Origin of the sequence: Methylocaldum sp., assembly GCF_035627495.1 — a bacterium.
Classification (GTDB): Bacteria; Pseudomonadota; Gammaproteobacteria; order Methylococcales; family Methylococcaceae; genus Methylocaldum.
The window spans coordinates 15,145-36,909 of the sequence record NZ_DASPLO010000126.1 but is presented as its reverse complement, the minus strand read 5'-3'; the positions used below and the strand labels follow the sequence as shown (position 1 = coordinate 36,909).

Sequence of the window (21,765 nt, the reverse complement as noted above, 5' to 3'; positions counted from 1 at the left end):
GACCAGCGCCGCAGGCAGACTGCGCGAGCGCACCAGTGCCTCCAGTTGTTCGCGTTCAGCGGGTGTGATGACCAGTTCGGCTTTCGGGCGGCCGTTTTTCATTGGGTATCTCCTCAAATCTAAAGACACCCAGAAATTAAGCAAGATTTATGCTACGTATTAATGGGGCAGGACGCTAGGGGGCGGGCGCTATGATCCGTCGGTCATTCGCCGAGACAGCGTCGGGACATTGATACAGGTGATCGACCCTAGAAAAGAACTGGAAGCCGATCAGTACGCCCTGGATATTCTGTGGGAAGCCGGGTTCGATCCGCGCGCCATGCTCGAAATCGCCAAACGCCTGCCCGCCCATTCCAGTTTCGATTTCGGGCAGCCGGAAAACTGGCGAGTGCTCGCCATCCAAAATAGGTTGAGAGATTCTCGCTTCGTCAGGTCCGGAATCCAGGATTCGAACGAATTTCGGCGTCTTAGAGATAAGATTAGAAATAACTAATATTTTCCGGGGTAGTTGTAACACTCGTACTGGGCGTGAGCGTGCTGGCGAGCCACGGCGGCTTTCGCTTCCAGAATAACGCTTAGCTTTTCAAAGTCATAATCCGTGAGCACGTAGTTCACCGGTTGCACTCCCTGCGCGAATAGCCACTCGTAGATGTGATTGCGTTTGCGTCGTTCGGCATTGCCCGGATCAATGCACGGAATTTCTTCGTATCCGCCGGTCGTCTCGTGGGCGGTGGCGGAATCCGCGAGCAGTAATGTATGTTTGTCTTCCTGGTGTTTGAAGAAGCAGTTCACACGGCACATTCGTAGTTAAAGCGCTTTGCGTCACACTACTCTAACGTTATGAGGCGATCCTGAGACGAGCGATGAAGAGCACGTTGGCGAACGGCGTGCCTTCGCTCATCGAAACCGTTTCTACGGAAAATCCGAAAGCTTCGAGCAAACCGCGCCATTCCGTTTCGCTGCGGTAATGATGGCGCTGCCGAAAATGCCCCCGCGCCAAGGCGCACAGCCGCTCGGCCGCTCGGGTGGCTTGAAAGCGTAAACCCGCACCGGCATCCGGCTCGCGCATCACGAGCACGCCATCGCCGGGCAAGATCTCCGCTATCCGCTTGAGCAGCCTGTCTTGATCTTCGCCGCCGAGATAAAACAGAAGGTCCAGCAGAACAACCGTTCCGCATTCGGGCAGCGGGGCGGTGCGGACATCGGCGATCATGATTTCGGCGTCATCCCCCAAGGCCAAGCGGGCCGCGGCGGCATCGTTCGGACGGAGTTCGATGCCTTTAAGGCACATATCGCCAAAGGGAGTCAGGGCGAGCTTTCGAGCTTCCGACAATAAGCTCATGAGGATGCCTCGCCCGCAGCCGAGATCGAGAACCGGTCCGGTTCGGGGAAGCCAAGCCGGGTTGGAAAGCAGATAGGCGTAAACAGGGTCGTGCCGCAGCTTGCCGCGCACGAATCCCTCGGTGAAGCGGCCCGCCGCACGGTAGCGGCGGGCGGTATCTTCAATCAGCCGGTCGATCCGATAAATCATGGTCAAGCGTGAAACTCGCGATTATTGAGCCCCGAACCGGACGCGGCTCGCTCTTGCAGCACCTTTTTATACGCTCAACAGCTCGCGCTTGATGGCGTTATCGAAGTTTTGAATCCAGCCGTTGTAATTGCTGTGAATCTTGGTGCCGTCGTAGTTCAGATTGTTGCTGTTCTTGTAGCGGATGTTGTATTTGTCCTTGCTGTAGGTGATATCCACCTCGGCCATATGGGAGCGGATGAACAGCGTCCCGATGAGCTGTCCCGGCTTCACTTTTCTGACTTGCCAGCCCAGCGAGGCACCGGCCCGGACAATGGCCTTCTCCACGTCCTCGGCCGTATAAGGTTTGGTGCCCGTCACCATGACCGGGGCATCGTAGACGTTGTATACCGGCGAGGTTCGGCAACCGGCCAGCAAGACTAAGGCCGTGGCGAATAGAGCGACGAGTATAAATTTGAATTTCATCGTTTTTTTTTCCTTATTGTTGGTTGGCGGAAAAACCCCTAAGAGGACGCTAAGAACGAATCGTCCTGATACCCCGACGATCCTCTTCCACCCCCTCTTGCGCAATTGATTGTCCAAAGGAACAGCTTTCAGAGCAACAATCATGCAGTTTTAATTTAGCCTCAATCCGGAGTGCTATATATAAATAAAGCCGATTCCATCGTGCCAGATCGGTCATAGCGGTACGGGATTAAGCCTCAGTCGGGCGGCCTCATCCAGCAGTCTAGGCAAGGCTTCCAGTATGGCCGGTCGGCCGTTGTGGTCATGGGCGGACGAGCCGTCGTGCAGCAGCAGAATGTCTCCGCCGCCGAGGTTTTTTGCCAAACGCCGCACGATCTTTCGGGGATCGCCGAACACGGCGTCGTAGCCCCGGCGCGTCCAAGACACCAGGGTCAGGTCCAGACTGTTCAGGACGGGTTGCAGCCACGGGTTGCGCATGCCGCCGGGAGCCCGGAAGTAACGTGGGGGAGTGCCCGTAAGATCGGTTAACACGTGCTGTGCCCGGCGGATTTCCTTCTTGAATCCGCCGACGCTGCTCAAGGCGAAAGTATGGGCATGGCGATACGTGTGATTTTCGATGCGATGGCCTCGCAAGATGATTTCGCGGACCAATTTCGGATGCCTTTCGGCTCGCGCCGCAATGCAGAAGAAGCTGGCTTTGACTCGGTAGCGATCCAGCAGATCGAGCACTCTGGGCGTGGTTTCGGCATCGGGGCCGTCATCGAAAGTGAGCGCGAGTTCGTTCCGTTCCGCCCGCTCGGCGGGAAGGCGGGTGAGATTCGGACCGAGCAAGGGGCTGGTGGGACAAAAGCTTGCGCCGACCGCGATCGCGTGATTCGCTGCGAGAGCCTCGATGAGCAGCGGCGATCCCTCGGGTGCAAGAAGCGCGGCAGATCCCCCAACTACCTGAAAAACGGCGGAGTAGCGGAGAAAAGGCGAGGGCAGCCAGTGGCGGACGAGGCGCATCGGATTTGGGTGTATTGAGTCGTGGAGCAAAACTTGCGGATTAAACCCTATTTTTCAATCTCTGGGGAGATGCGCGCCCTTCTAAGTGGCCATATCCTGGGGACCTCCATGCTTGCCTAGCCGAGCGTATCAGGCTTACCCTCTCATCAAGAAGGTCTCAAAGCTTGTCTATACCTAAAGAAGACTCGTTTTTCCGATTGACAGAAATGAATAGACAAAGACTGATCAAGCTCTTGTGGAGCTTGGCGTGGCTGGCGGGGCTTGGTCCGGCGTGGGCGGCAAATCCCGCAGCGGTGGTTTTGGACGATTTCGAAACCCTGAGCGGCTGGACCGCCGTGGCTGCGGAAGGCACTCATGTGGAATTGGCCCAGGATACCGGCCGAACCGGCATGGGCATGAGGCTCGACTTCGATTTCCGGGGCGGCACGGGTTTCGTCACCGTGCGCAAGAAGTTCTCCATCCCGCTGCCCGAAAACTACGCGTTTACGTTTTACACTCGGGCGGAGGCGCCGACGAACAATGTCGAGTTCAAGATAATCGACCCGTCCGGGGACAATGTTTGGTGGCGCCGCCGCTTTGACTTCAAGTTGCCCGTAGATTGGCAACAGTACCGCGTGAAAAAGCGCATGTTCGATTATGCCTGGGGGCCATCGAGCACGCCGCTCAAGCAGGTAGGATTCATCGAGTTCTCCATCACATCGGGAACCGGCGGCAAGGGATCGATTTGGCTCGACGATTTCCACTTTGAAAAGCGCGAGCCGATTACCGCTTACGATCTCACGCCTAAAGTAACGGCTTCGACCGCCGCCAAAGAGCACACCCCGGAGTCGGTGCTGGATGCAAAGCCCGAAACGTCGTGGAGAAGCGGAGCATTGGCCGAAAGCCAATGGCTACAGGTCGATTTTCTGAAGCGTCGAGAGTACGGCGGCTTAGTCATCGAATGGGACCGCGACGATTACGCCACGGCTTATCAGGTTCAGATTTCTCAGGACGGCAAGCAATGGCAGCCGGTATATACGGTCAGCCTGGGCAACGGACGCCGCGATTACATCTATATGCCCGACGCCGAGTCCCGCTATTTGCGCTTGGAGCTGCAGAAAAGCAGCCGCGGTCAGGGGTACGGCATTAGTACCCTGACCGTAAAGCCTTTCGATTTTTCCGCCTCGCCGAACGCGTTTTTCGAAACCATTGCCCGTGACGCGCCGCGCGGCACCTATCCGAAATATTTTTATGGAGAACAAAGTTACTTTACGGTTATCGGCGCCAACGGCAGCGACAAAGAAGGCTTGCTGAACGAGGAGGGGGCCCTGGAGGTGGACAAAAGCGCGTTTTCCATCGAGCCCTTCCTGTACGCTCGCGGCAAGCTGGTCACCTGGAATGATGTTTCTCCGGTACAGGAACTCGAGCGCGGCTATCTGCCGGTGCCCTCGGTGACCTGGCGTTCGGACTCGATTGAGCTGAAAACGACGGCTTTCGCCGCCAGCAAGCCGGGGCAGGCGCTTTATGCGCGCTATCGGGTAGAGAACAACGGCAGCGAACGTGAGCAGTTGAACCTCTTGCTCGCGATCCGCCCGTTTCAAGTCAACCCGCCGTGGCAGGCTTTGAATATGATGGGCGGCGTGGCGCAAATCCACGATATCAAGCAGGACGGGCGCATCATCCGAATCGACGAGAATCGCTCGATTATTCCCTTGACGCCGCCTCATCACTTCGGTGCGGCGACATTCGACCAAGGTTCCATTACCGATTTTTTGATGGAAGGGAAAGTGCCGCAGCAGACCGAAGCCCATGATGCTTTCGGCTATGCGTCCGGCGCCTTGGAATACCGGTTGGACCTGCCTCCTGGCGCCTCGCGGGAATTTTATCTGGCGATTCCGTATCAGAGCCCGGAAGCCATCCTGGAGGCCGCCGACGTTACGGAAGGAAACGGTAGCGCTTTCGGCCGGGCGCGTTTCCGGGACGCCGTCACCTCCTGGGGAGCCAAGGTCGTCCGCGCCGATCTGATCGCCCCGCCCGAGGCGCAAAAGCTCCGCGATACGGTGAGGAGCAATCTGGCCTATATCTTTATCAACCAGGACGGCGCCGCGCTTTACCCCGGTTCGCGTTCCTACGCCCGCTCCTGGATCCGCGACGCGGCTTTGATGTCCGCCGCCTTGCTCGGCATGGGGTATACGGAAGAAGTGCGGCATTTCATCGAGTGGTACGCCGGTTTCCAATTTCCCAACGGCAAGGTTCCCTGTTGCGTCGACCATCGGGGACCCGACAGCGTGCCGGAGAACGACAGTCACGGCGAGTTCATTTACGCTGTCGCCGAATACTACCGTTACACGCGGGACATCGGCTTTGTATACGAAATGTGGCCGACGATCGTAAAGACGGTGCAATACATCGAGCAGTTGCGCAATCAACGCAAGAGCGAAGATTACAAATCGTCCGACAAATTGATGTTCTTCGGCATGATGCCGGAATCCATCAGTCACGAGGGGTACAGCGCCCATCCGGTACACTCCTACTGGGACGGCTTTTGGACCTTGCGAGGCCTTAAGGATGCGGCCGATTTGGCCGCGTTGGTCATGGACGAAAGCAAAGCCGCGCATTTTAGCGTTCTGCGGGACGATTTTCGCAGCGATCTGTATCAATCCATCAAGCGCGCGATGACCAAGCACAAGATCGCCTTCATGCCCGGTTCCGCCGAGCTGGGCGATTTTGATGCCACCGCCACGGCCATGGCCATAGCCGTCGGTGGCGAGCTGCCCAATCTTCCGATAGAGGCGCTGAACAAGACCTTCGACGATTTCTACGATTATTTTAAGAAGCGGCGCGACAATAAGATGGAGTGGGTCGCGTACACGCCTTACGAGGTTCGTACCGTCGAAGCTCTGGTTCGGATGGGACGCCGGGAGCAGGCGCTGGAGCTCTTGAACTACCTGCTCAAGGATCAGCGTCCCACCGGTTGGAACCATTGGGCGGAAGTCATCTGGCACGATCCCACGCATCCCAAGTTTATCGGCGACATGCCCCATGCCTGGATCGGCGCGGAATTCGTACGTGCGGTGCGGGCTTTCTATGCCTACGAGCGTGAAAGCGATCAGGCGCTGGTGCTGGCGGCGGGGATCCCGAAAGCTTGGCTGGAGGGGGGCGGCGATGTGGGGGTGAAACGCTTGCCCACGTGGTATGGAACCCTGAACTACAACCTGCGCCAAGAAGAACCCGATAAATTGCGGCTCATGCTCTCCGGCGATCTCGCCCTGCCTCCCGGCAAGATCATTCTCAAGGCACCCGCCGATCGGCCCATTCAGTCGGTTGCCGTCAATGGAAAACCGGTCGATACGTTTACCGCCGATCAAGCAGTGATCGGCGAATTCCCGGCAGAAGTGACGGTGAAATATGGGGCGGCAGTTACGCTACAAAACGAGTGATTTCGATATCTGACCAAGGAGTCTGCATGACCTTCGATCTTACCCCGGCCCATCTCAACCGCTCGAACGATTCGGTTCCGTCGTCGCGCCTCTTGTCCAATGGACGCTATACGGTATTGCTGACGTCTGCCGGCGCCGGGTTCTCGATGCGCGACGACTGCGCACTGTCCCGCTGGAGCGGAGACCGTATCGAAGACGGCGAGGGGTGGTTCATCTACCTCCGGGATCTGGACAGCGGCGATTATTGGTCGCCGGGTTTGCAGCCGACGGGGAAGGCGGTCGATTCGCGCGCCGCTCGGTACGAGCCCGGCCGATTCATGCTTCGGTGCGAACACCAAGGCATCGAAGTTGGGCTGGATGTGTGCGTCAGCCGGGACGACGATCTGGAGGTGCGCCGGGTGACGCTGAGAAACCGTTCGGATCGGTCTCGCCGAATCGAAGTCACGAGCTATCTCGAAGTAGTCCTCAATCATCCGGCCGCCGATGTGTCGCACCCGGCCTTCTCCAAGTTGTTCGTGCAAACCGAGTTCGTGCCGGCGCAAGAAGCGCTGCTGGCACGGCGGAGACCGCGCAGTGCCCACGAGGCTTACCCGTGGTTGGTCAGTGCGGCGCTGGGACCGGGAGAACTGGAATACGAGACCGACCGGATGCGTTTTCTTGGGCGGAATCGGACGCCGGCGGCGCCGCGAGCGCTTCGTGACAGAGGGGCGCTCTCCGGCGGCATCGGCAACGTTCTCGATCCCGTCTTCGCGTTGCGCCGCCGTCTGGAACTCGGTCCGGGCGCGCAGGTGGAGGTGGTTTTCCTGCTGGGCGTGGCCGAAGATAGGATGCAGGCGCTGGATCTGATCGAGCGTTATCCCGCAGGGAATGCCGTAAACAGCCTTTATACCCGCGCCGCCGAATGCGAGCGGGAGCTCCTTCAACGACTTGCCGTGACCGACGCGGAGGCGGAGTTTTTTCAATCCCTTGCCGGCGCGGTGCTGTATGGCAATCCGAAGCTTCGCGCTCCGGACTCGGCGCTGTGGAGCGCTTCCGGCTCTCTTGCCCGGCTCGATCGTTACGGGTTGCCGTTCTACCGGCCGATCGTTCTCGTACGGGCCCGTGATGGTCGCCGGGATTCTCGGGTAGCCGAGTTCATCAAGGCGCAGCGCTATTGGGTAGCGAAAGGGCTGCGTTTTGCGCTGGTGATTTTGAGTCCGGACGCGGGGCTCGGTTTCGGTGAACTGGATGGCCTCGAGCAGAACATCTTCGTCCGCGCCGAAGAAGATATCCCGCCGGACGATCTGAACTTGCTGTATGCCGCCGCGCGTCTGGTCGTGGACGACCGAATGCCTTCGCTTCGATCGGGCACTATGAATTCAAGCGCAGAGCCGAAATTGCGCCGCGAAATTTTGAAGCCGGAGTCTCCGAACGCCGAGTCTCGACCGGAGGAATTGCGGTTTTTCAACGGGTATGGCGGTTTTTCTGCGGACGGAACGGAGTACATCGTTCGTTTGGGCGGCACCGACGCTGGATTGCAGGGTCCGCCTCTGCCGTGGATCAATGTGGTCGCCAACGAAAGCTTCGGCTTCCTGGTCAGCGAGCGCGGGGCGGGTTATACCTGGCATCGGAACAGCCGCGAGCACCGGTTGACGCCCTGGTTCAACGATCCTGTCAGCGATTCGTGCGGTGAAGCGCTCTATCTGCGCGACGAGGAAACCGGTTCGTTCTGGTCGCCCGTGCCGGGGCCTTGCCCGGCCCCCGCCGATTGTGAGGCGCGTCACGGATTCGGATATAGCCGGTTTAGCGGTGCATACGACGGGTTGAGTCAGGATGTCGTCCTGTTTGTACCCCGCCACGATCCGGTCAAGATTGTTCGATGGCGTTTGACGAATGACGGCACTCGACGCCGCCGCTTGTCATTGTTTTCGTACCAGCGTTTGGTCTTGGGTGGAACGCCGGCCGACAGCAGCCGCTTCGTGATTACTCGGTATGATCCGGAGACTTCGGCGCTATTTGCGGTAAATCGACAGGCCGGAGAGTTTTCCGACGGGGTGGCCTTCGCGGCGGTGGTAGAGCAATCGGGCGCTGTGTATTTCACAGCGGATCGGGAGAGCTTTATCGGACGGAACGGCAGTTCGGAAGCGCCCGCCGCTTTGCTCGGACAAGTACCGCTCGATGGCCGGTTTGGGGCGAATTTCGACCCATGTGCCGCATTTCAGGTCGGGATTGAGTTGGAGCCGGGCCAAACGTTCGAATGTGCGTTTCTGCTGGGCGAAGCCCTATCCGAAGGCGAATGCCGATCGCTCATCGAGCGATACCGGCAACCGGGTGCCATCGAGAGCGCTCTAGCCGAAGTTCAAGGCTTTTGGCGCGATTTCGTCTCGGGAATCCAGATCGAAACGCCGTCTCCCGCCATCGATCTGATGTTCAATGGCTGGCTGGCGTATCAGAACTTGAGCTGCCGGATTTGGGGGCGTTCCGCGTTTTATCAGTCCGGAGGCGCTTTCGGTTATCGCGATCAACTTCAGGACGCCTCGGCGCTAGTTTATCTGCGCCCCGATCTCACCCGCGCCCAGATTCTGCTCCACGCCGCCCATCAGTTCGTCGAGGGGGATGTGCTCCATTGGTGGCATCCCGACCCCCTGGAGCGGGGATTGCGTACCCGGTTTTCCGACGATCTGGTCTGGCTACCCTATGTGACGGCGTTTTATATCCGGTCCACTGGCGACTGGAGCGTGTTGGACGAATCCGCGCCGTTTCTGACTGCATGCCTACTAGACGAGGGGGAGGACGAGGCCTATCTGAAGCCCGACGACTCGAGGCGGTCTGCGGACGTTTACGAACATTGCTGCCGGGTACTGGACCGCTCGTTGACCCAAGGCGCTCACGGTTTGCCCTTGATGGGCACGGGCGATTGGAACGACGGCATGAACCGGGTGGGCCGCGAAGGCCGCGGCGAGAGCGTCTGGATGGGATTCTTTCTCTATCATGTCCTCGAAGAATTCCTGCCGATCTGCGAGAAGCGCGGCGACGTGGCGCGCATCGAAGCTTACCAGTCTTATCGAGAGCATCTATATCAAGCGATCAACGATGCCGGATGGGATGGCGACTGGTATCGGCGCGCCTATTACGACGACGGTACGCCTTTGGGGACCAAGGATGGCGACGAGTGCCGGATCGATGCTTTGGCGCAGGCGTGGGCGGTGATTTCGGGAGCCGCTCCCCCGGAGCGGGCGAGCCGCGCCTTGGACGCCGTCGAGGGGCAGTTGATCTCCGAGAACGATGGCTTGATCCGTCTTTTGACGCCGCCGTTCGTGAATACGCCCCATGATCCGGGTTATATCAAGGGCTACGTAGCCGGCGTGCGCGAAAACGGCGGACAATACACCCATGCCGCGTGCTGGGTGGTGCGCGCCATGGCGGAACTCGGGCGGAACGATCGAGCGGCGCGGCTGCTGGAAATGCTCAGCCCGGTGAGTCATGCGCGGACACCGGAACAAACGGACATCTACCAGGTCGAGCCTTATGTGGTCGCCGCCGACATTTACGGCGAACCCCCTCATGTAGGACGCGGCGGTTGGACGTGGTACACGGGGTCCGCGGGGTGGATGTACCGCGTCGCATTGGAATCGGTACTGGGATTTCGGGTTAGAGATGGCGCTTTCATCGAACTCAAGCCCTGCATACCGGCCGAATGGCCGGAGTTTGCGATCCGCTATCGGCATCCGGGCAGCGCGACGCGCTATACCATCAAGGTCCGGAATCCGAATAAAACAGCCGGGAATGTTGTCAGCGCGAATCTGGATGGAGGGACGGTGCCGGTCGAGCAGGGGGCGGCGCGAATTCCGTTGTTGTCAGACGGGCAACATCATGACGTTGTGGTGACGCTAGCCTAATGCCCGCGCCAGGCTGCGGATCAACCCTGCGGCGGCTTCCTCGATAGTGTCGCCGAAGGCGATGATGCCATCTTCGTGGCCGCCCATGGCGATGACCGAGCTGTTCGACGTTCGAACCAGATGCCCGACCTCTCGGGCCATCTCCGGCGTGCCGTAGCCGACCTGCCTGTCGGTAAAGGGAATGGCTAAGGACTCGGCCTGTTCCCAGATTTCCGGAGAGTGGACATGTAGCACGCAACCGATCCCGCTCGCGGTTTGGTATACCGCGGCGTGAGTTAACGCTTCGGAAGAAGGCGGGATCGGACCTTGGGCGATGATCAGGTTTTGCTCCAAATCGAAACCCGTGACCAGGCTGTAATGCGCATTGGAAAGCTTCGCCCAGCCGCCGGTTTGCGTTCCGCTGATCAGGAAAACCGTAGCCCCGTGACGAATGCTGACGTTGCCGTAGGCCAGGCCGCCATACCGCTGAGGGTCGAGTCCGGTGAGTCCGAGGCGATAAAGAATGGTTCGCCAAGCATTCAGCTCGGTGACGACTTCGGGATCTACCGGCGGAGCCGGAGCGTAATTCAGGCGGTACTTGACGACCCCTTCCTTGTCTTGCTCCCGGTCTAAGTCGTGCATCTCTAATTTGAGAGTTTTGGCGTACGTATCAGCGTGAAGTGCAGAACAACGGACCAATCAAGAAAGCGAGAGCTGCCAGAGCCAGTCTATTCACAGAGAACAGATGAAAAAATATTCGCGCGTTTTATAATAGAAAGATTATACGCGATCCGCAGGGCGAGTTTTTTGGATCGAATCTTGAAAGGAAGCCGGATTGAGCCGGTAAATCCGAGGCAAACGGAGTATAATCCAAGCAGATTTTATGTGCGAATGTGGCGAAATTGGTAGACGCGCTGGATTTAGGTTCCAGTGGGGCAACCCTTGAGAGTTCGAGTCTCTCCATTCGCACCAATGTTCAGTAAGCATCAAAAAGCCAAGCTTCCTAGCGTCAATGTCCTATTACGGACATTGGAATTCGGCGCATCAGCCAGCAATTTAGTCGATTGAGCTTTTCGAGCCAGTCCCTCCGATACTTTTTCCATTCTTGAGGTAACAGCGACATGCAAGTTTCTGTCGAAACGACATCTGAATTGAGCCGAAAAATGACCGTGCAGGTGCCGGAGGAAAAGATTCAGGAAAAAATAGCCTCGCGCCTGAGATCTTTGGCAAACGAGGTCAAGATCGACGGTTTTCGCCCCGGAAAAGTGCCTCAAGGTTTGGTGAAAAAGCGTTACGGGCAGCAAGTTCGGGAGGAGGTGCTTTCGGATTTGATCCAATCGAGCTTCTACGAGGCCGTTCGGGAGGAGAAGCTCAAGCCTGCGGGAATGCCGCAGATTACCGCTCGCCGAGTCGACGAGGGTAACGGGCTGGAATATGAAGCGAGCTTCGAAGTAATGCCCGAGTTCGTACTGATGCCGTTGGAAACATTGGAGGTCAGGCGATTCGTGTCGGAAGTGAACGAGCAGGACCTGGATGCGATGATCGAGCGCCTCAGGGAGCAGCGGAAAACCTGGCAAGAGGTCGGGCGCGCCGCGGCTGTTGGCGATCGTGTCACGATTTCCTTTGAAGGCAAGATTGGCGAAGAGTCGTTTACCGACGGAAAAGTGGAAAATTTGGCCGTCGTTCTAGGCGCTAATCAGATGATTCCCGGATTCGAAGATAAGTTGGCCGGCGCAACGGCTGGATCGACGCTCGATTTTGAATTGTCGTTTCCGGCTGACTACCCCAACCAAAAGCTGGCCGGCAACGCGGCGCAATTTGCCGTAGAGATGCTGAAAGTCGAGGAAGGCGTGCTGCCCGAAGTAGATGCGGAATTTGCGAAGTCGTACGGCATCGAGGACGGCGGCGTGGAAGCCTTCCGCAACGATATACGCGCCAACATGGAGCGTGAGATGAAGCGGGCGTTGCAGACGAGAACGAAAACTTCGGTGATGGATGCCCTGTTTACCAAGAATACGATTGCTTTGCCTAACGCCTTGATCCAAGATGAGTTAGAGCATTTGCTGACACCTTACCGGGAAGCGGCCCAAAAAAGGCGGCAAAATCTCGATCAAGCCAAATTGAAAGAGCAGCTTGAACCTCTGGCTCGGAGAAGAGTCGCTCTGGCGCTGATCCTCGGGAAGGTTATTGAAACTAATAACCTCGTGGCGGATCAAAAGCGGGTGCGTTCGACCATCGAAGATCTGGCCATGAGTTATGAGAACACGGAAGAAGTGGTGCGCTGGTACTATGCGGAACGGGAGCGGCTTCGCGAAGTGGAAAACGTGGTGATGGAGGATCAAGTGGTAGATTTGGTGTTGGAGAAAGCAAAGGCGACCGAGGAAAAAGTCGCGTTTCAAGAACTGATGCAGCAGGCTACCGGTAGCTCCTCACAAGCGGCGTAAATTTAATCTGAGAGATCCATAATGTTTACCGGCGATTTTGCGAAAACCGTCAATACTCAGGCGACCGGGTTGGTGCCCGTCGTTATCGAACAGTCCGCGCGCGGCGAGCGGGCGTTCGATATCTATTCCCGTTTGCTCAAGGAGAGGGTGATTTTCCTGGTGGGGCAGGTCGAAGACTATATGGCCAACCTCATCATCGCCCAGCTTCTCTTTTTAGAATCGGAAAATCCGGACAAAGATATCCATCTTTATATCAACTCTCCCGGTGGCGTGGTTACCTCGGGGTTGGCGATTTACGATACCATGCAGTTCATCAAGCCCGATGTCAGCACCTTGTGCATTGGCCAGGCGGCCAGCATGGGAGCGTTGTTGCTGGCCGGTGGCGCGCCTGGAAAACGGTATTCTCTGCCGCATTCGAGAGTCATGATCCATCAGCCTTTGGGCGGTTTCCAGGGGCAGGCCAGCGACATCGACATTCATGCTCGCGAAATTCTCTCGACCCGCGACAAGCTGAATCGGATTTTGGCAAGGCATACCGGTCAGCCTTTGGAAAAGATTCAGGTCGATACGGACCGTGACAACTTCATGAGTGGAGAAGACGCAGCGCAATATGGTCTAATCGACAAGGTGCTCGCTAGCCGGGAACCGGGCTCTAGCGGTTAAAGGGATTGGAATCTGAGGTTAAAGGAGTGGCAGAAGTGTGCCAGTAGCGGCTGGTTTGCATAGGTTGCTACAACAGTCATCTGACGAATAAGAGGTTTGCGATGAGTGACGATAAGCACGGCAAAGACGGGGGCGGGAAACTTCTTTACTGCTCGTTTTGCGGGAAAAGTCAGCATGAGGTCAGAAAGCTCATTGCCGGTCCGGCTGTGTTCGTCTGCGACGAATGTGTCGAGTTGTGCAACGATATTATTCGCGAGGAGCTTCAGGAGAATGTTGCCGCTAGCGTAGATAAGTTACCCAAGCCGAAGGAGATCAAGAACGTACTCGACGAGTACGTCATTGGCCAAGAGAAAGCCAAAAGGATCTTGTCGGTCGCGGTTTACAACCATTACAAGCGGCTCCGGGTGCATACCCATTCAAAGAAAAACGATGTCGAACTGGCCAAGAGCAATATTCTCTTGATCGGACCGACGGGGTCCGGCAAGACCTTGCTCGCCGAGACTCTCGCCCGGCTATTGGACGTGCCGTTCACGATAGCCGACGCGACTACGCTGACCGAGGCTGGCTACGTCGGCGAAGATGTTGAAAACATCATCCAGAAGATTTTGCAGAAATGCGATTACGACGTGGAGAAGGCGGAATCCGGCATCGTTTACATCGACGAGATCGATAAGATTTCCCGCAAATCGGACAACCCGTCCATTACTCGCGATGTATCCGGTGAGGGTGTACAGCAAGCACTCTTGAAGCTGATCGAAGGCACCGTAGCCTCGGTGCCTCCTCAAGGGGGGCGTAAACACCCTCAGCAAGAGTTCTTGCAGGTCAATACCGCGAACATTCTTTTCATTTGCGGCGGAGCGTTCGCCGGGCTGGAGAAAATCATTCGCTCTCGTTCTGAAAAAGGCGGCATCGGTTTTTCCGCGGAAGTCAAAACCAAAGACGAACGTCGCAATGTCGGCGAAGTATTGGCCGACGTGGAGGCGGAAGACCTTATCAAATACGGTCTAATTCCGGAATTTGTCGGTCGCTTGCCGGTGGTCGCGACTCTGGAGGAATTGGATGAGCAAGCGCTGGTCCAAATTCTGACCGAGCCGAAAAATGCGCTAGTCAAACAATATAAGAAATTGTTTGACATGGAAGGTTGCGATCTGGAAATCCGTGAGGATGCACTGCGTGTAATTTCGCGGAGGGCGATGGAGCGGAAAACCGGCGCGCGAGGTCTGCGGACAATCCTGGAGCATGTGCTGCTGGATACCATGTATGAGCTACCCTCCGCGGAACATGTTTCCAAGGTCGTCATCGACGAAAAAGTCATTCGTGGCGAATCGGATCCTTATCTAATTTATCAAACCGAAGAAAAGCAGTGTGCTTCGGTGGAGTGAAATATCCTCTTCGAACGCTATCGATGCCTTGCAGCAAGCAGGCGTCGATAGCAAATTTAGGGCTCTAATGAGCGGCTAATTTTCCGCTCTTAATCGGCGGCTGAGTAACGGTTTAAGGAACCGTGGCCTCAAACCTCGTTGAGCGAGTCTTTAAATCCGACTCCACTCAGTTTGGTCTTGGAGTGGAACATATGCCGACGGCCGACAGTCTTTAAACTCCTCTGGAGTTTCAGGAAGAATGTTCCTGCTGCGGTTGTCGGAACGCTGGCGCCTCAACCTACCTTCTTTCAGCTTTCTTGTCTTTCCGTGCAATACCGGTTTGCATTCAACCGACCCTAACGGCACTGGTATTTACTTGTCTTGATTCACGCATTAGGACGAGTGTTTGTCCACGCGCCCATCTTAAAAACAACTCAGACAAGTGAACCTCGATGGCGCATTCGTATCTAAGTGGTCTTTCGTATTGACCGAAACAGGATTATAGAATTCTTGGCGATCTGCTCGTCTAAAGTCTTTCGTCCAACCAAATAGTTCTAGGTTTTATCGGGCCTGATCTTGTTTTTTGCCCGAAGCTTACCTATATACTCAGTAACAACGCGTACTCAACTTAAAGTCCATGGGTGGCTAATGGAAAATACCTCGCTTGAAAATCGTGCAAAACCGGAAAAAATGGTGCCGGTGCTTCCCTTGCGGGATGTCGTAGTTTATCCCCATATGGTCATACCGCTTTTCGTCGGCCGGGAGAAGTCAATATTGGCGCTGGACAGCGCCATGCGGGACAACAAACAGATCTTGTTAGTGGCGCAGAAAGAGGCCGAGCTAGACGATCCTAGCTTTGATGATCTATATCAGATTGGCACTTTATCGAATATTTTGCAGTTGCTGAAGCTCCCCGACGGTACCGTGAAAGTGCTTGTCGAAGGCAGCGAGCGCAGCAGCGTCGAAAAATTTCGCGTCGCTGACAAGCACTACGTGGCGGTTGTTTCGCCATTGCTAGACGAAATCAGCATTACCGATCAAGAGGTCGATGTGCTGATGCGCACCGCCATCAACACCTTCGATCATTATGTCAAGCTAAATAAGCGGATACCGCCCGAAGTATTGAACTCGCTCGCCGGGATTGACGAGCCGAGCCGGTTGGCGGATACCATCGCCGCACATATGACCATCAAAATCGAAGATAAGCAGTCGGTTTTGGAGACAAGCGACGTAACGGCGAGGTTGGAGCGGTTGATGACGCTGATGGAAGGCGAAGTGGATATGCTGGAGATGGAAAAGCGTATCCGCGGGCGGGTCAAGCAGCAAATGGAGAAGAACCAGCGCGAGTATTATTTAAACGAGCAGATGAAGGCCATCCAAAAGGAATTGGGAGAAATGGATGATGTTCCGAACGAGTTTGAGGAACTATTACGCAAGATCGAAAAAGCCGGTATGCCCGAGTCTGCCCGTACCAGGGCCGAAACGGAGTTGAATAAGCTCAAATTGATGTCGCCAATGTCCGCCGAAGCCACGGTGGTCAGGAATTACGTCGACTGGATGGTCAACATGCCATGGAAGAAGCGTACGAAGATCAGCCACGACCTGCGGCGAGCTGAAGAGTTCCTGGAGACCGATCACTACGGTTTGGAGAAAGTCAAAGAGCGTATCCTCGAGTATCTGGCCGTTCAGCAACGCGTTAAGAAACTGAAAGGCCCGATATTGTGCTTGGTCGGACCGCCCGGTGTAGGCAAAACCTCGCTCGGTCAATCGATCGCTCGAGCCACCAACCGGAAGTATGTCCGCATGGCTTTGGGCGGAGTTCGTGACGAGGCTGAAATTCGCGGTCACCGCAGGACTTACATTGGCTCGATGCCAGGTAAAATCCTGCAGAACCTCGCCAAGGTGAAGACTCGCAATCCGATGTTCATGCTTGACGAAATCGATAAGATGGCGATGGATTTCCGCGGTGATCCCGCCGCCGCGTTGTTGGAGGTCTTGGATCCGGAGCAGAATCATACATTCAACGACCATTACCTGGAGGTCGATTTCGATTTATCCGAGGTGATGTTCATCGCAACGGCGAACACCTTGAATATTCCGGCACCGCTTCTGGATCGCATGGAAGTCATTCGCATCGCGGGCTACACGGAAGACGAGAAAATTAATATCGCCATGCGCTATCTAATTCCCAAGCAAGTCAAGAACAACGGGCTTAAGGATAGCGAGATTCATATCACCGAATCGGCCGTTCGGGACATCATCCGCTTTTATACCCGAGAGGCCGGTGTTCGCAGCCTTGAGCGCGAAATCGCCAAGATTTGCCGCAAGGTCGTCAAGAGCTTGGCGCTTAAACCGAGCACCAAGAAAGTAAACGTGACCCATCGCAACGTGGATGACTTCTTGGGAGTCAAGCGTTATCGCTACGGACGTGCCGAAGAGAGGGATCAGATCGGACAAGTTACCGGATTGGCTTGGACCGAGGTCGGGGGCGAGCTTCTAACCATCGAATCCGTCATCATGCCCGGAACCGGCAAACAAACCTATACCGGCAAACTCGGCGAGGTTATGCAGGAGTCGATACAAACTGCTATCACCGTTGCCCGGAGTCGGGCCGAAACCCTCGCTATCGATCCAGCGTTTTATCAGAAGCACGATGTGCATATTCACGTGCCGGAGGGGGCGACACCCAAGGATGGCCCCAGCGCCGGTATCGGTATGTGCACGGCTTTAGTTTCCGCATTGACTCAGATACCGGTGAGATCCGATGTCGCAATGACGGGTGAGATAACCCTTCGTGGAGAGGTATTGCCCATTGGAGGGTTAAAGGAAAAGCTGTTGGCCGCACATCGAGGCGGTATTTCAACAGTTTTGATTCCGCTGGAAAACGAGAAGGATTTGGCTGAGATTCCAAAAAACATCAAGCAGGACCTCAAGATCGTTCCGGTTCGCTGGATCGATCAAGTCCTGGAAACCGCACTAAAGCATATGCCGGAGCCTTTAAAGCCGTCTGCTACGCCCGAATCGGAAGGTGTGACTAAATCGACGGGTACGGCGGGCATGATCGTTGCCCATTAGTCTATATTCTCGGAAAGGGCTTTGTGCGTGTTCAAAGAACTGTGATGGACCGCAAAAACTGCTGAACCCCAGGCGCTGCGCGGCTTGACAGTGCTTTTTATCAACTGCTACATTGGGGATGGGGAGTTCAAGCGTAGCCAACAGCATATAAAGCTGGACGAAGTAGTGCGGCAATGTGAAGAACTTAGATTTATCAATCATCGATCATAGGGGGAATGAATGAATAAAGCGGAACTAATTGATGCGATCGCTAAGTCGGCGGAACTGACTAAGGCCGATGCCGGACGCGCACTCGACGGTATGATTGACGCTATTACTGTAGCTTTGAAAAACGGTGAAACCGTTTCCCTAGTGGGTTTCGGTTCTTTTGGGGTGAAGGAGCGTGCCGAGCGCCAAGGCCGCAATCCTCAGACGGGAAACACGATTACCATCAAAGCTGCAAAAATTCCCTCATTTAAGGCTGGCAAAGCACTTAAAGATGCTGTAAGCTAGTCGACTCTTTCGGGTGCTTAGCTCAGCTGGGAGAGCATCGCCCTTACAAGGCGAGGGTCGTAGGTTCGATCCCTACAGCACCCACCATAACGGAGCGGTAGTTCAGTTGGTTAGAATACCGGCCTGTCACGCCGGGGGTCGCGGGTTCGAGCCCCGTCCGCTCCGCCAATCTTTCAAAAAACCCGCGCCCTTAGGCAGCGGGTTTTTTTTTGGGCAGGGGGCTGCCCGTCTTTATTAGTGTAATGATTGCTCTTAAACCGGTATCAGGTCCTGCATATGCTTCAAGCGATTCGTGATCGTGCCCAAGGTATTTTCGCCTGGGTGATGTTGATTCTTGTCGGTGTGCCGTTCGCTCTGTGGGGAATTCAGAATTATCTGGATTCCGGAAAAGAGCAACCACTGGCCGTCGTCGGTGACCGGGACATTTTTGAGCGTGAAGTGAATCAGGCTTATCAGCAAAGTCTTGCGAACCTAGTTGGCTTGGCTGAATTCGATGAGAGGCAGCTTAAGCATGAAGCATTGGAAAGACTGATTCGGGAAGAAACCATTGCGCAAAGTGCAGAGGCTAAAAACCTGGCTATCGGCGACAGCGCGGTTCGCGAATTCATCCAGACGCTCCCCTACTTTCAAACTGACGGCAAGTTCGACAAGGAAAAATACAAGATCATGCTGTCATCCCAGGGCTTAAGTCCTGCCCAGTTCGTTGCTCAGGTTAGAAGAGCTTTGTTGATGGAGCATTACCAGCGCGGATTGCTTGATAGCGCGTTTGTGACTCCCAACCAAGTCGCTGCGCTCTTTCGACTCAGAAACCAAGAGCGCGAGATCGAATACCTCAAGATCCCGTTAAAGAAATCGAATCGCGCGATCTCCGATGCGGAGATCGAGGATTACTATCGGAAAAATCTTCCGGCTTATCAAAACCCCGAACGCGTTTCGATCGAGTATATTGCGGTCCGTCTTGATGATATCGCGAAGCAGACTCAAGTAACCGAGGATGATCTGCACAATCTATATGAAGAGCAGAAGGCAAACTTTACCTCCGACGAGCGGCGAAAGATCAGCCATATCCTCGTCGCGGTCGATTCGGAAGGTGGTGAAGTCGCTGAGAAATCTGCCTTGACCAAGATAAATCAGATTCAAGATCGCTTGGCTAAGGGCGAAGACTTTGCGAAGGTTGCAAAGGAAACTTCGGATGACCCGGTATCCGCGCAGAACGGCGGCGACTTGGGGGTCATCACCAAAGGAGCCATGGAGCAAAATTTCGCCGATGCGGCGTTTGCTTTGAAGCAGGGCGAATTATCCAAGCCCGTTAAAACGTCTTTTGGCTATCACTTGATCAAAGTTACTGAACTGTCGCCGGCCAAGATCAAGCCGTTTGAAGAGGTCAAAGACGAGCTTCTGAATACTTTTCAGCGGAATGCGGCAGAGAACAAGTTTTACGAGCAGGGTCAAACCCTCACGGAACTCAGCTATGAACATCCCGACAGCCTCGAGCCGGCAGCAAAAGCGCTCAACCTAAAAATTGAGAGCACCGAATACTTTACGCGCGAAGCGGGAGATGGTATTGCCTCCGAATCCGCCGTAAGAGAGGCCGCTTTCAGTGAGGACGTGTTAAACGGCCGAAACAGCGATCCGGTTGAATTGGGGAACGAGAAAGCGATCGTTTTGCGGGTAAAAGAACATCAACCGGCTTCCGACAAACCCCTCGCAGAGGTGAAGGAAGATATTATAGGCAAGTTACGCGCGGATGATGCCCTGCAGGAAACTCGTAAGCAGGCGGAAGATCTTTTGCGTCAAGTGCAGCAGGGCGTCCCGCTAACGGTTTTGGCCAAAGAATACGGTGTATCCGTCTCCAAAGAACCCGCTTTGCGTCGCGACGCAAAAAGCTTGTCTCCGGCTCTAACGAATGCGGTGTTCAAAGCCGCTCGCCCCGCAGCCCAGCAGCCGGTTGCTGCAACCGTGGAGCTTGAGAACGGCGATCAAGCCGTCTTCAATCTTATCTCCGTCAAGGATAGCGCTTCGCAAGGAGATTCCAAAGAAGCGGAGGCGGCTCGCCAGTTCCTCGTCAAGAACGCCGCGCAGCGCGAATTTTCGTCCTTTGTAGCGCAGTTGCGCCAACTCGCCGATGTTTACGTCAAGCCCGAGGTCGAGAACTGATTCGGATCCGCCTGGGTCACAGTTGCGAGGCCTTGAACCCTTTCGACTGCAACAGGTTAAGGAGGCCGTGTTCACCCACCAGGTGACCGGCTTCCAAGACAATGAAATAAGTCCTTCCGTCGGCTGTTAACTCTTCGATTTTGTTGGCTATCGCTGCGCTTCGATCGGTGAATAAGAGCTTGAACAGCTTGTCTGCCGACGGAAGGGTATCGAAGCTGCGGCGCACGATTAGCTCAACGGTCGAGGAATCTCCATTTGTCCAGGCTTCGGCCATCGATTTGAAATAATCGTTCCCTTGCTCAATCTCATTGAGCGACTGTAGCAGGATTTGCTCTTGTTCGATCTCGGATAAACCATCCAATAGCTTTGCTTGTTCATCGACCGAGTCCAATTGGAGGACGGGCTTTCGCGTCTGCGTATCTTTGACAAAGGCTTTATCTATGCTGAGCTCCTGCGTATAACCGGCCTGTTTGCCGGCCGCGCCCATTAAGGTCAGTGACGCCATCCATGGTTTCTGGGCCGTGATCGTCTCCTCCGCAATGCCCGAAGTCTTGGCGGCGCCAAGTACTTTTTCCCAGGTTGCCGCTTTGACGTGATCTCTTAGAGTGGAGTTGTCGGAATAGACGCTCCGGTTTGCCAGAATGGGAAGCAACTCTGCCTGAGGCAAGGTTCGTATATCGGCCCCGATAATCAGCACATCAGCCCCTGAGAGCGCATCCGTTATTGCCTCGGGGAGGGGATACATTTCGGTTGCGCCGTAAGGGAGAGCGCCCATGAGATATACCGTCCCTTTCGCAGATGTCGCCTTCCAAAGAAAATGCGGCTTGTTATCGCCGGGTGCCAATTGAGACAAAGCAGGCGGCAGTTGAGCCGAAGTCAATTCCTGGCAGGGTCTGTCTTGGTAAAAGACTTTGTTTTGCTGATCCAAGCACTTATAAACGTCGGCGAATGCCGTGGTCGGCAGCATTGCGAGTGCGGAAAGGAATAGGCAAGCGAAACGTACGAACTGGAACATGGATGTCGTTCTTCCTAATCTGGACAAAAAAGCCGACGAAGCGATTTGATGACATCTCAAATGTAGCCCAAGTGACCGCAATAACAATTCGATCGCCGTGCCGGGATCAAGACCAGGGAAGAATATCGTCACGGAAAAAGATCGATCTGAGTGCGCCGCTGCCTTGGCTCGTTTTGGTCCGAACGGGGGCATCGGACGCGTCAGGTCTCGATGACGAGCACCTAAGATGAACTCTTGAGTCCGCGTTCCGATCAAAAGTGAATAGCGTGAAAGGCGGGTATTAG

General features: G+C 55.5%; 15 protein-coding genes and 3 tRNA genes. 12 read left to right on the top strand and 6 right to left on the bottom strand.

Features of this window, described 5'->3' with window-relative positions:
• Positions 1–238 precede the first annotated feature (238 nt).
• Entirely contained in the window at positions 239–493 is a 255-nt protein-coding gene (locus VEB01_RS10015; RefSeq protein ID WP_324875042.1) for a M48 family metalloprotease, read from the top strand.
• On the opposite strand, the gene VEB01_RS10010 is transcribed toward VEB01_RS10015, so the two are convergent.
• From VEB01_RS10010 to VEB01_RS09995, 4 genes are all read right to left on the bottom strand, one after another.
• The gene (locus VEB01_RS10010; RefSeq protein WP_324875041.1) at positions 490–792 is read right to left on the bottom strand and encodes a phage late control D family protein; all 303 of its coding nucleotides are present in this window, start codon (positions 790–792) and stop codon (positions 490–492) included. The genes VEB01_RS10015 and VEB01_RS10010 overlap by 4 nt on opposite strands.
• 46 nt (positions 793–838) lie before the next feature.
• A complete protein-coding gene (locus tag VEB01_RS10005; RefSeq protein WP_324875046.1) occupies positions 839–1,531 on the bottom strand; it encodes a methyltransferase domain-containing protein in 693 nt (230 codons plus the stop codon).
• A 66-nt stretch (positions 1,532–1,597) separates the two neighbouring features.
• Positions 1,598–1,993, bottom strand: a complete 396-nt coding sequence (locus VEB01_RS10000) for a hypothetical protein (RefSeq protein WP_324875040.1) — start codon at positions 1,991–1,993, stop codon at positions 1,598–1,600.
• A 213-nt stretch (positions 1,994–2,206) separates the two neighbouring features.
• Positions 2,207–2,998, bottom strand: a complete 792-nt coding sequence (locus VEB01_RS09995; RefSeq protein ID WP_324875038.1) for a polysaccharide deacetylase family protein — start codon at positions 2,996–2,998, stop codon at positions 2,207–2,209.
• Positions 2,999–3,204: 206 nt separating this feature from the next.
• On the opposite strand from VEB01_RS09995, the gene VEB01_RS09990 reads away from it, so the two are divergent.
• Entirely contained in the window at positions 3,205–6,417 is a 3,213-nt protein-coding gene (locus VEB01_RS09990; RefSeq protein ID WP_324875036.1) for a discoidin domain-containing protein, read from the top strand.
• A 26-nt stretch (positions 6,418–6,443) separates the two neighbouring features.
• Entirely contained in the window at positions 6,444–10,295 is a 3,852-nt protein-coding gene (locus VEB01_RS09985) for a GH36-type glycosyl hydrolase domain-containing protein (RefSeq protein ID WP_324875034.1), read from the top strand.
• On the opposite strand, the gene VEB01_RS09980 is transcribed toward VEB01_RS09985, so the two are convergent.
• The gene (locus VEB01_RS09980) at positions 10,287–10,916 is read right to left on the bottom strand and encodes a class II aldolase/adducin family protein (protein WP_324875032.1); all 630 of its coding nucleotides are present in this window, start codon (positions 10,914–10,916) and stop codon (positions 10,287–10,289) included. The two genes, VEB01_RS09985 and VEB01_RS09980, sit on opposite strands and share 9 nt — an antisense overlap.
• A 245-nt stretch (positions 10,917–11,161) precedes the next feature.
• On the opposite strand from VEB01_RS09980, the gene VEB01_RS09975 reads away from it, so the two are divergent.
• The 9 genes from VEB01_RS09975 (at position 11,162) to VEB01_RS09935 (ending at position 20,466) form a co-directional block, all read left to right on the top strand.
• A tRNA-Leu gene (locus VEB01_RS09975) sits at positions 11,162–11,246 on the top strand.
• A gap of 149 nt (positions 11,247–11,395) precedes the next feature.
• A complete protein-coding gene (gene tig, locus VEB01_RS09970; protein ID WP_324875030.1) occupies positions 11,396–12,718 on the top strand; it encodes a trigger factor in 1,323 nt (440 codons plus the stop codon).
• 21 nt (positions 12,719–12,739) lie between these two features.
• Positions 12,740–13,381, top strand: coding sequence for an ATP-dependent Clp endopeptidase proteolytic subunit ClpP (clpP, locus tag VEB01_RS09965; protein WP_324875029.1), 642 nt, complete (start codon positions 12,740–12,742; stop codon positions 13,379–13,381).
• Positions 13,382–13,482: 101 nt separating this feature from the next.
• Positions 13,483–14,763, top strand: a complete 1,281-nt coding sequence (gene clpX / locus VEB01_RS09960) for an ATP-dependent Clp protease ATP-binding subunit ClpX (RefSeq protein ID WP_324875028.1) — start codon at positions 13,483–13,485, stop codon at positions 14,761–14,763.
• 627 nt (positions 14,764–15,390) lie between these two features.
• Complete coding sequence (lon, locus tag VEB01_RS09955; protein WP_475441699.1) at positions 15,391–17,817, top strand: endopeptidase La; 2,427 nt, start codon at positions 15,391–15,393, stop codon at positions 17,815–17,817.
• Between the two features lie 219 nt (positions 17,818–18,036).
• On the top strand, positions 18,037–18,309 hold the full coding sequence (locus tag VEB01_RS09950) for an HU family DNA-binding protein (protein ID WP_324875026.1): 273 nt from the start codon (positions 18,037–18,039) through the stop codon (positions 18,307–18,309).
• An 11-nt stretch (positions 18,310–18,320) separates the two neighbouring features.
• Positions 18,321–18,396: transfer RNA gene (locus VEB01_RS09945), tRNA-Val, on the top strand.
• Between the two features lie 4 nt (positions 18,397–18,400).
• Positions 18,401–18,477 (top strand) — tRNA-Asp (locus VEB01_RS09940).
• Positions 18,478–18,585: 108 nt separating this feature from the next.
• Complete coding sequence (locus tag VEB01_RS09935) at positions 18,586–20,466, top strand: SurA N-terminal domain-containing protein (protein WP_324875024.1); 1,881 nt, start codon at positions 18,586–18,588, stop codon at positions 20,464–20,466.
• Positions 20,467–20,482: 16 nt separating this feature from the next.
• Here the strand turns inward: VEB01_RS09935 and VEB01_RS09930 are convergent, their stop codons facing one another.
• Entirely contained in the window at positions 20,483–21,736 is a 1,254-nt protein-coding gene (locus VEB01_RS09930; protein WP_324875022.1) for a TraB/GumN family protein, read from the bottom strand.
• Positions 21,737–21,765: the final 29 nt, after the last annotated feature.

Bases quoted from the DNA above. Each gene is read 5' to 3' on its own strand.
- tig (WP_324875030.1), top strand. From the start codon at position 11,396: ATGCAAGTTTCTGTCGAAACGACATCTGAATTGAGCCGAAAAATGACC.
- VEB01_RS09950 (WP_324875026.1), top strand. From the start codon at position 18,037: ATGAATAAAGCGGAACTAATTGATGCGATCGCTAAGTCGGCGGAACTG.
- VEB01_RS09980 (WP_324875032.1), bottom strand. From the start codon at position 10,916: ATGCACGACTTAGACCGGGAGCAAGACAAGGAAGGGGTCGTCAAGTAC.
- lon (WP_475441699.1), top strand. From the start codon at position 15,391: ATGGAAAATACCTCGCTTGAAAATCGTGCAAAACCGGAAAAAATGGTG.
- VEB01_RS10000 (WP_324875040.1), bottom strand. From the start codon at position 1,993: ATGAAATTCAAATTTATACTCGTCGCTCTATTCGCCACGGCCTTAGTC.
- VEB01_RS09985 (WP_324875034.1), top strand. From the start codon at position 6,444: ATGACCTTCGATCTTACCCCGGCCCATCTCAACCGCTCGAACGATTCG.
- clpP (WP_324875029.1), top strand. From the start codon at position 12,740: ATGTTTACCGGCGATTTTGCGAAAACCGTCAATACTCAGGCGACCGGG.
- VEB01_RS10005 (WP_324875046.1), bottom strand. From the start codon at position 1,531: ATGATTTATCGGATCGACCGGCTGATTGAAGATACCGCCCGCCGCTAC.
- VEB01_RS09995 (WP_324875038.1), bottom strand. From the start codon at position 2,998: ATGCGCCTCGTCCGCCACTGGCTGCCCTCGCCTTTTCTCCGCTACTCC.
- VEB01_RS09990 (WP_324875036.1), top strand. From the start codon at position 3,205: ATGAATAGACAAAGACTGATCAAGCTCTTGTGGAGCTTGGCGTGGCTG.
- clpX (WP_324875028.1), top strand. From the start codon at position 13,483: ATGAGTGACGATAAGCACGGCAAAGACGGGGGCGGGAAACTTCTTTAC.
- VEB01_RS09935 (WP_324875024.1), top strand. From the start codon at position 18,586: ATGCTTCAAGCGATTCGTGATCGTGCCCAAGGTATTTTCGCCTGGGTG.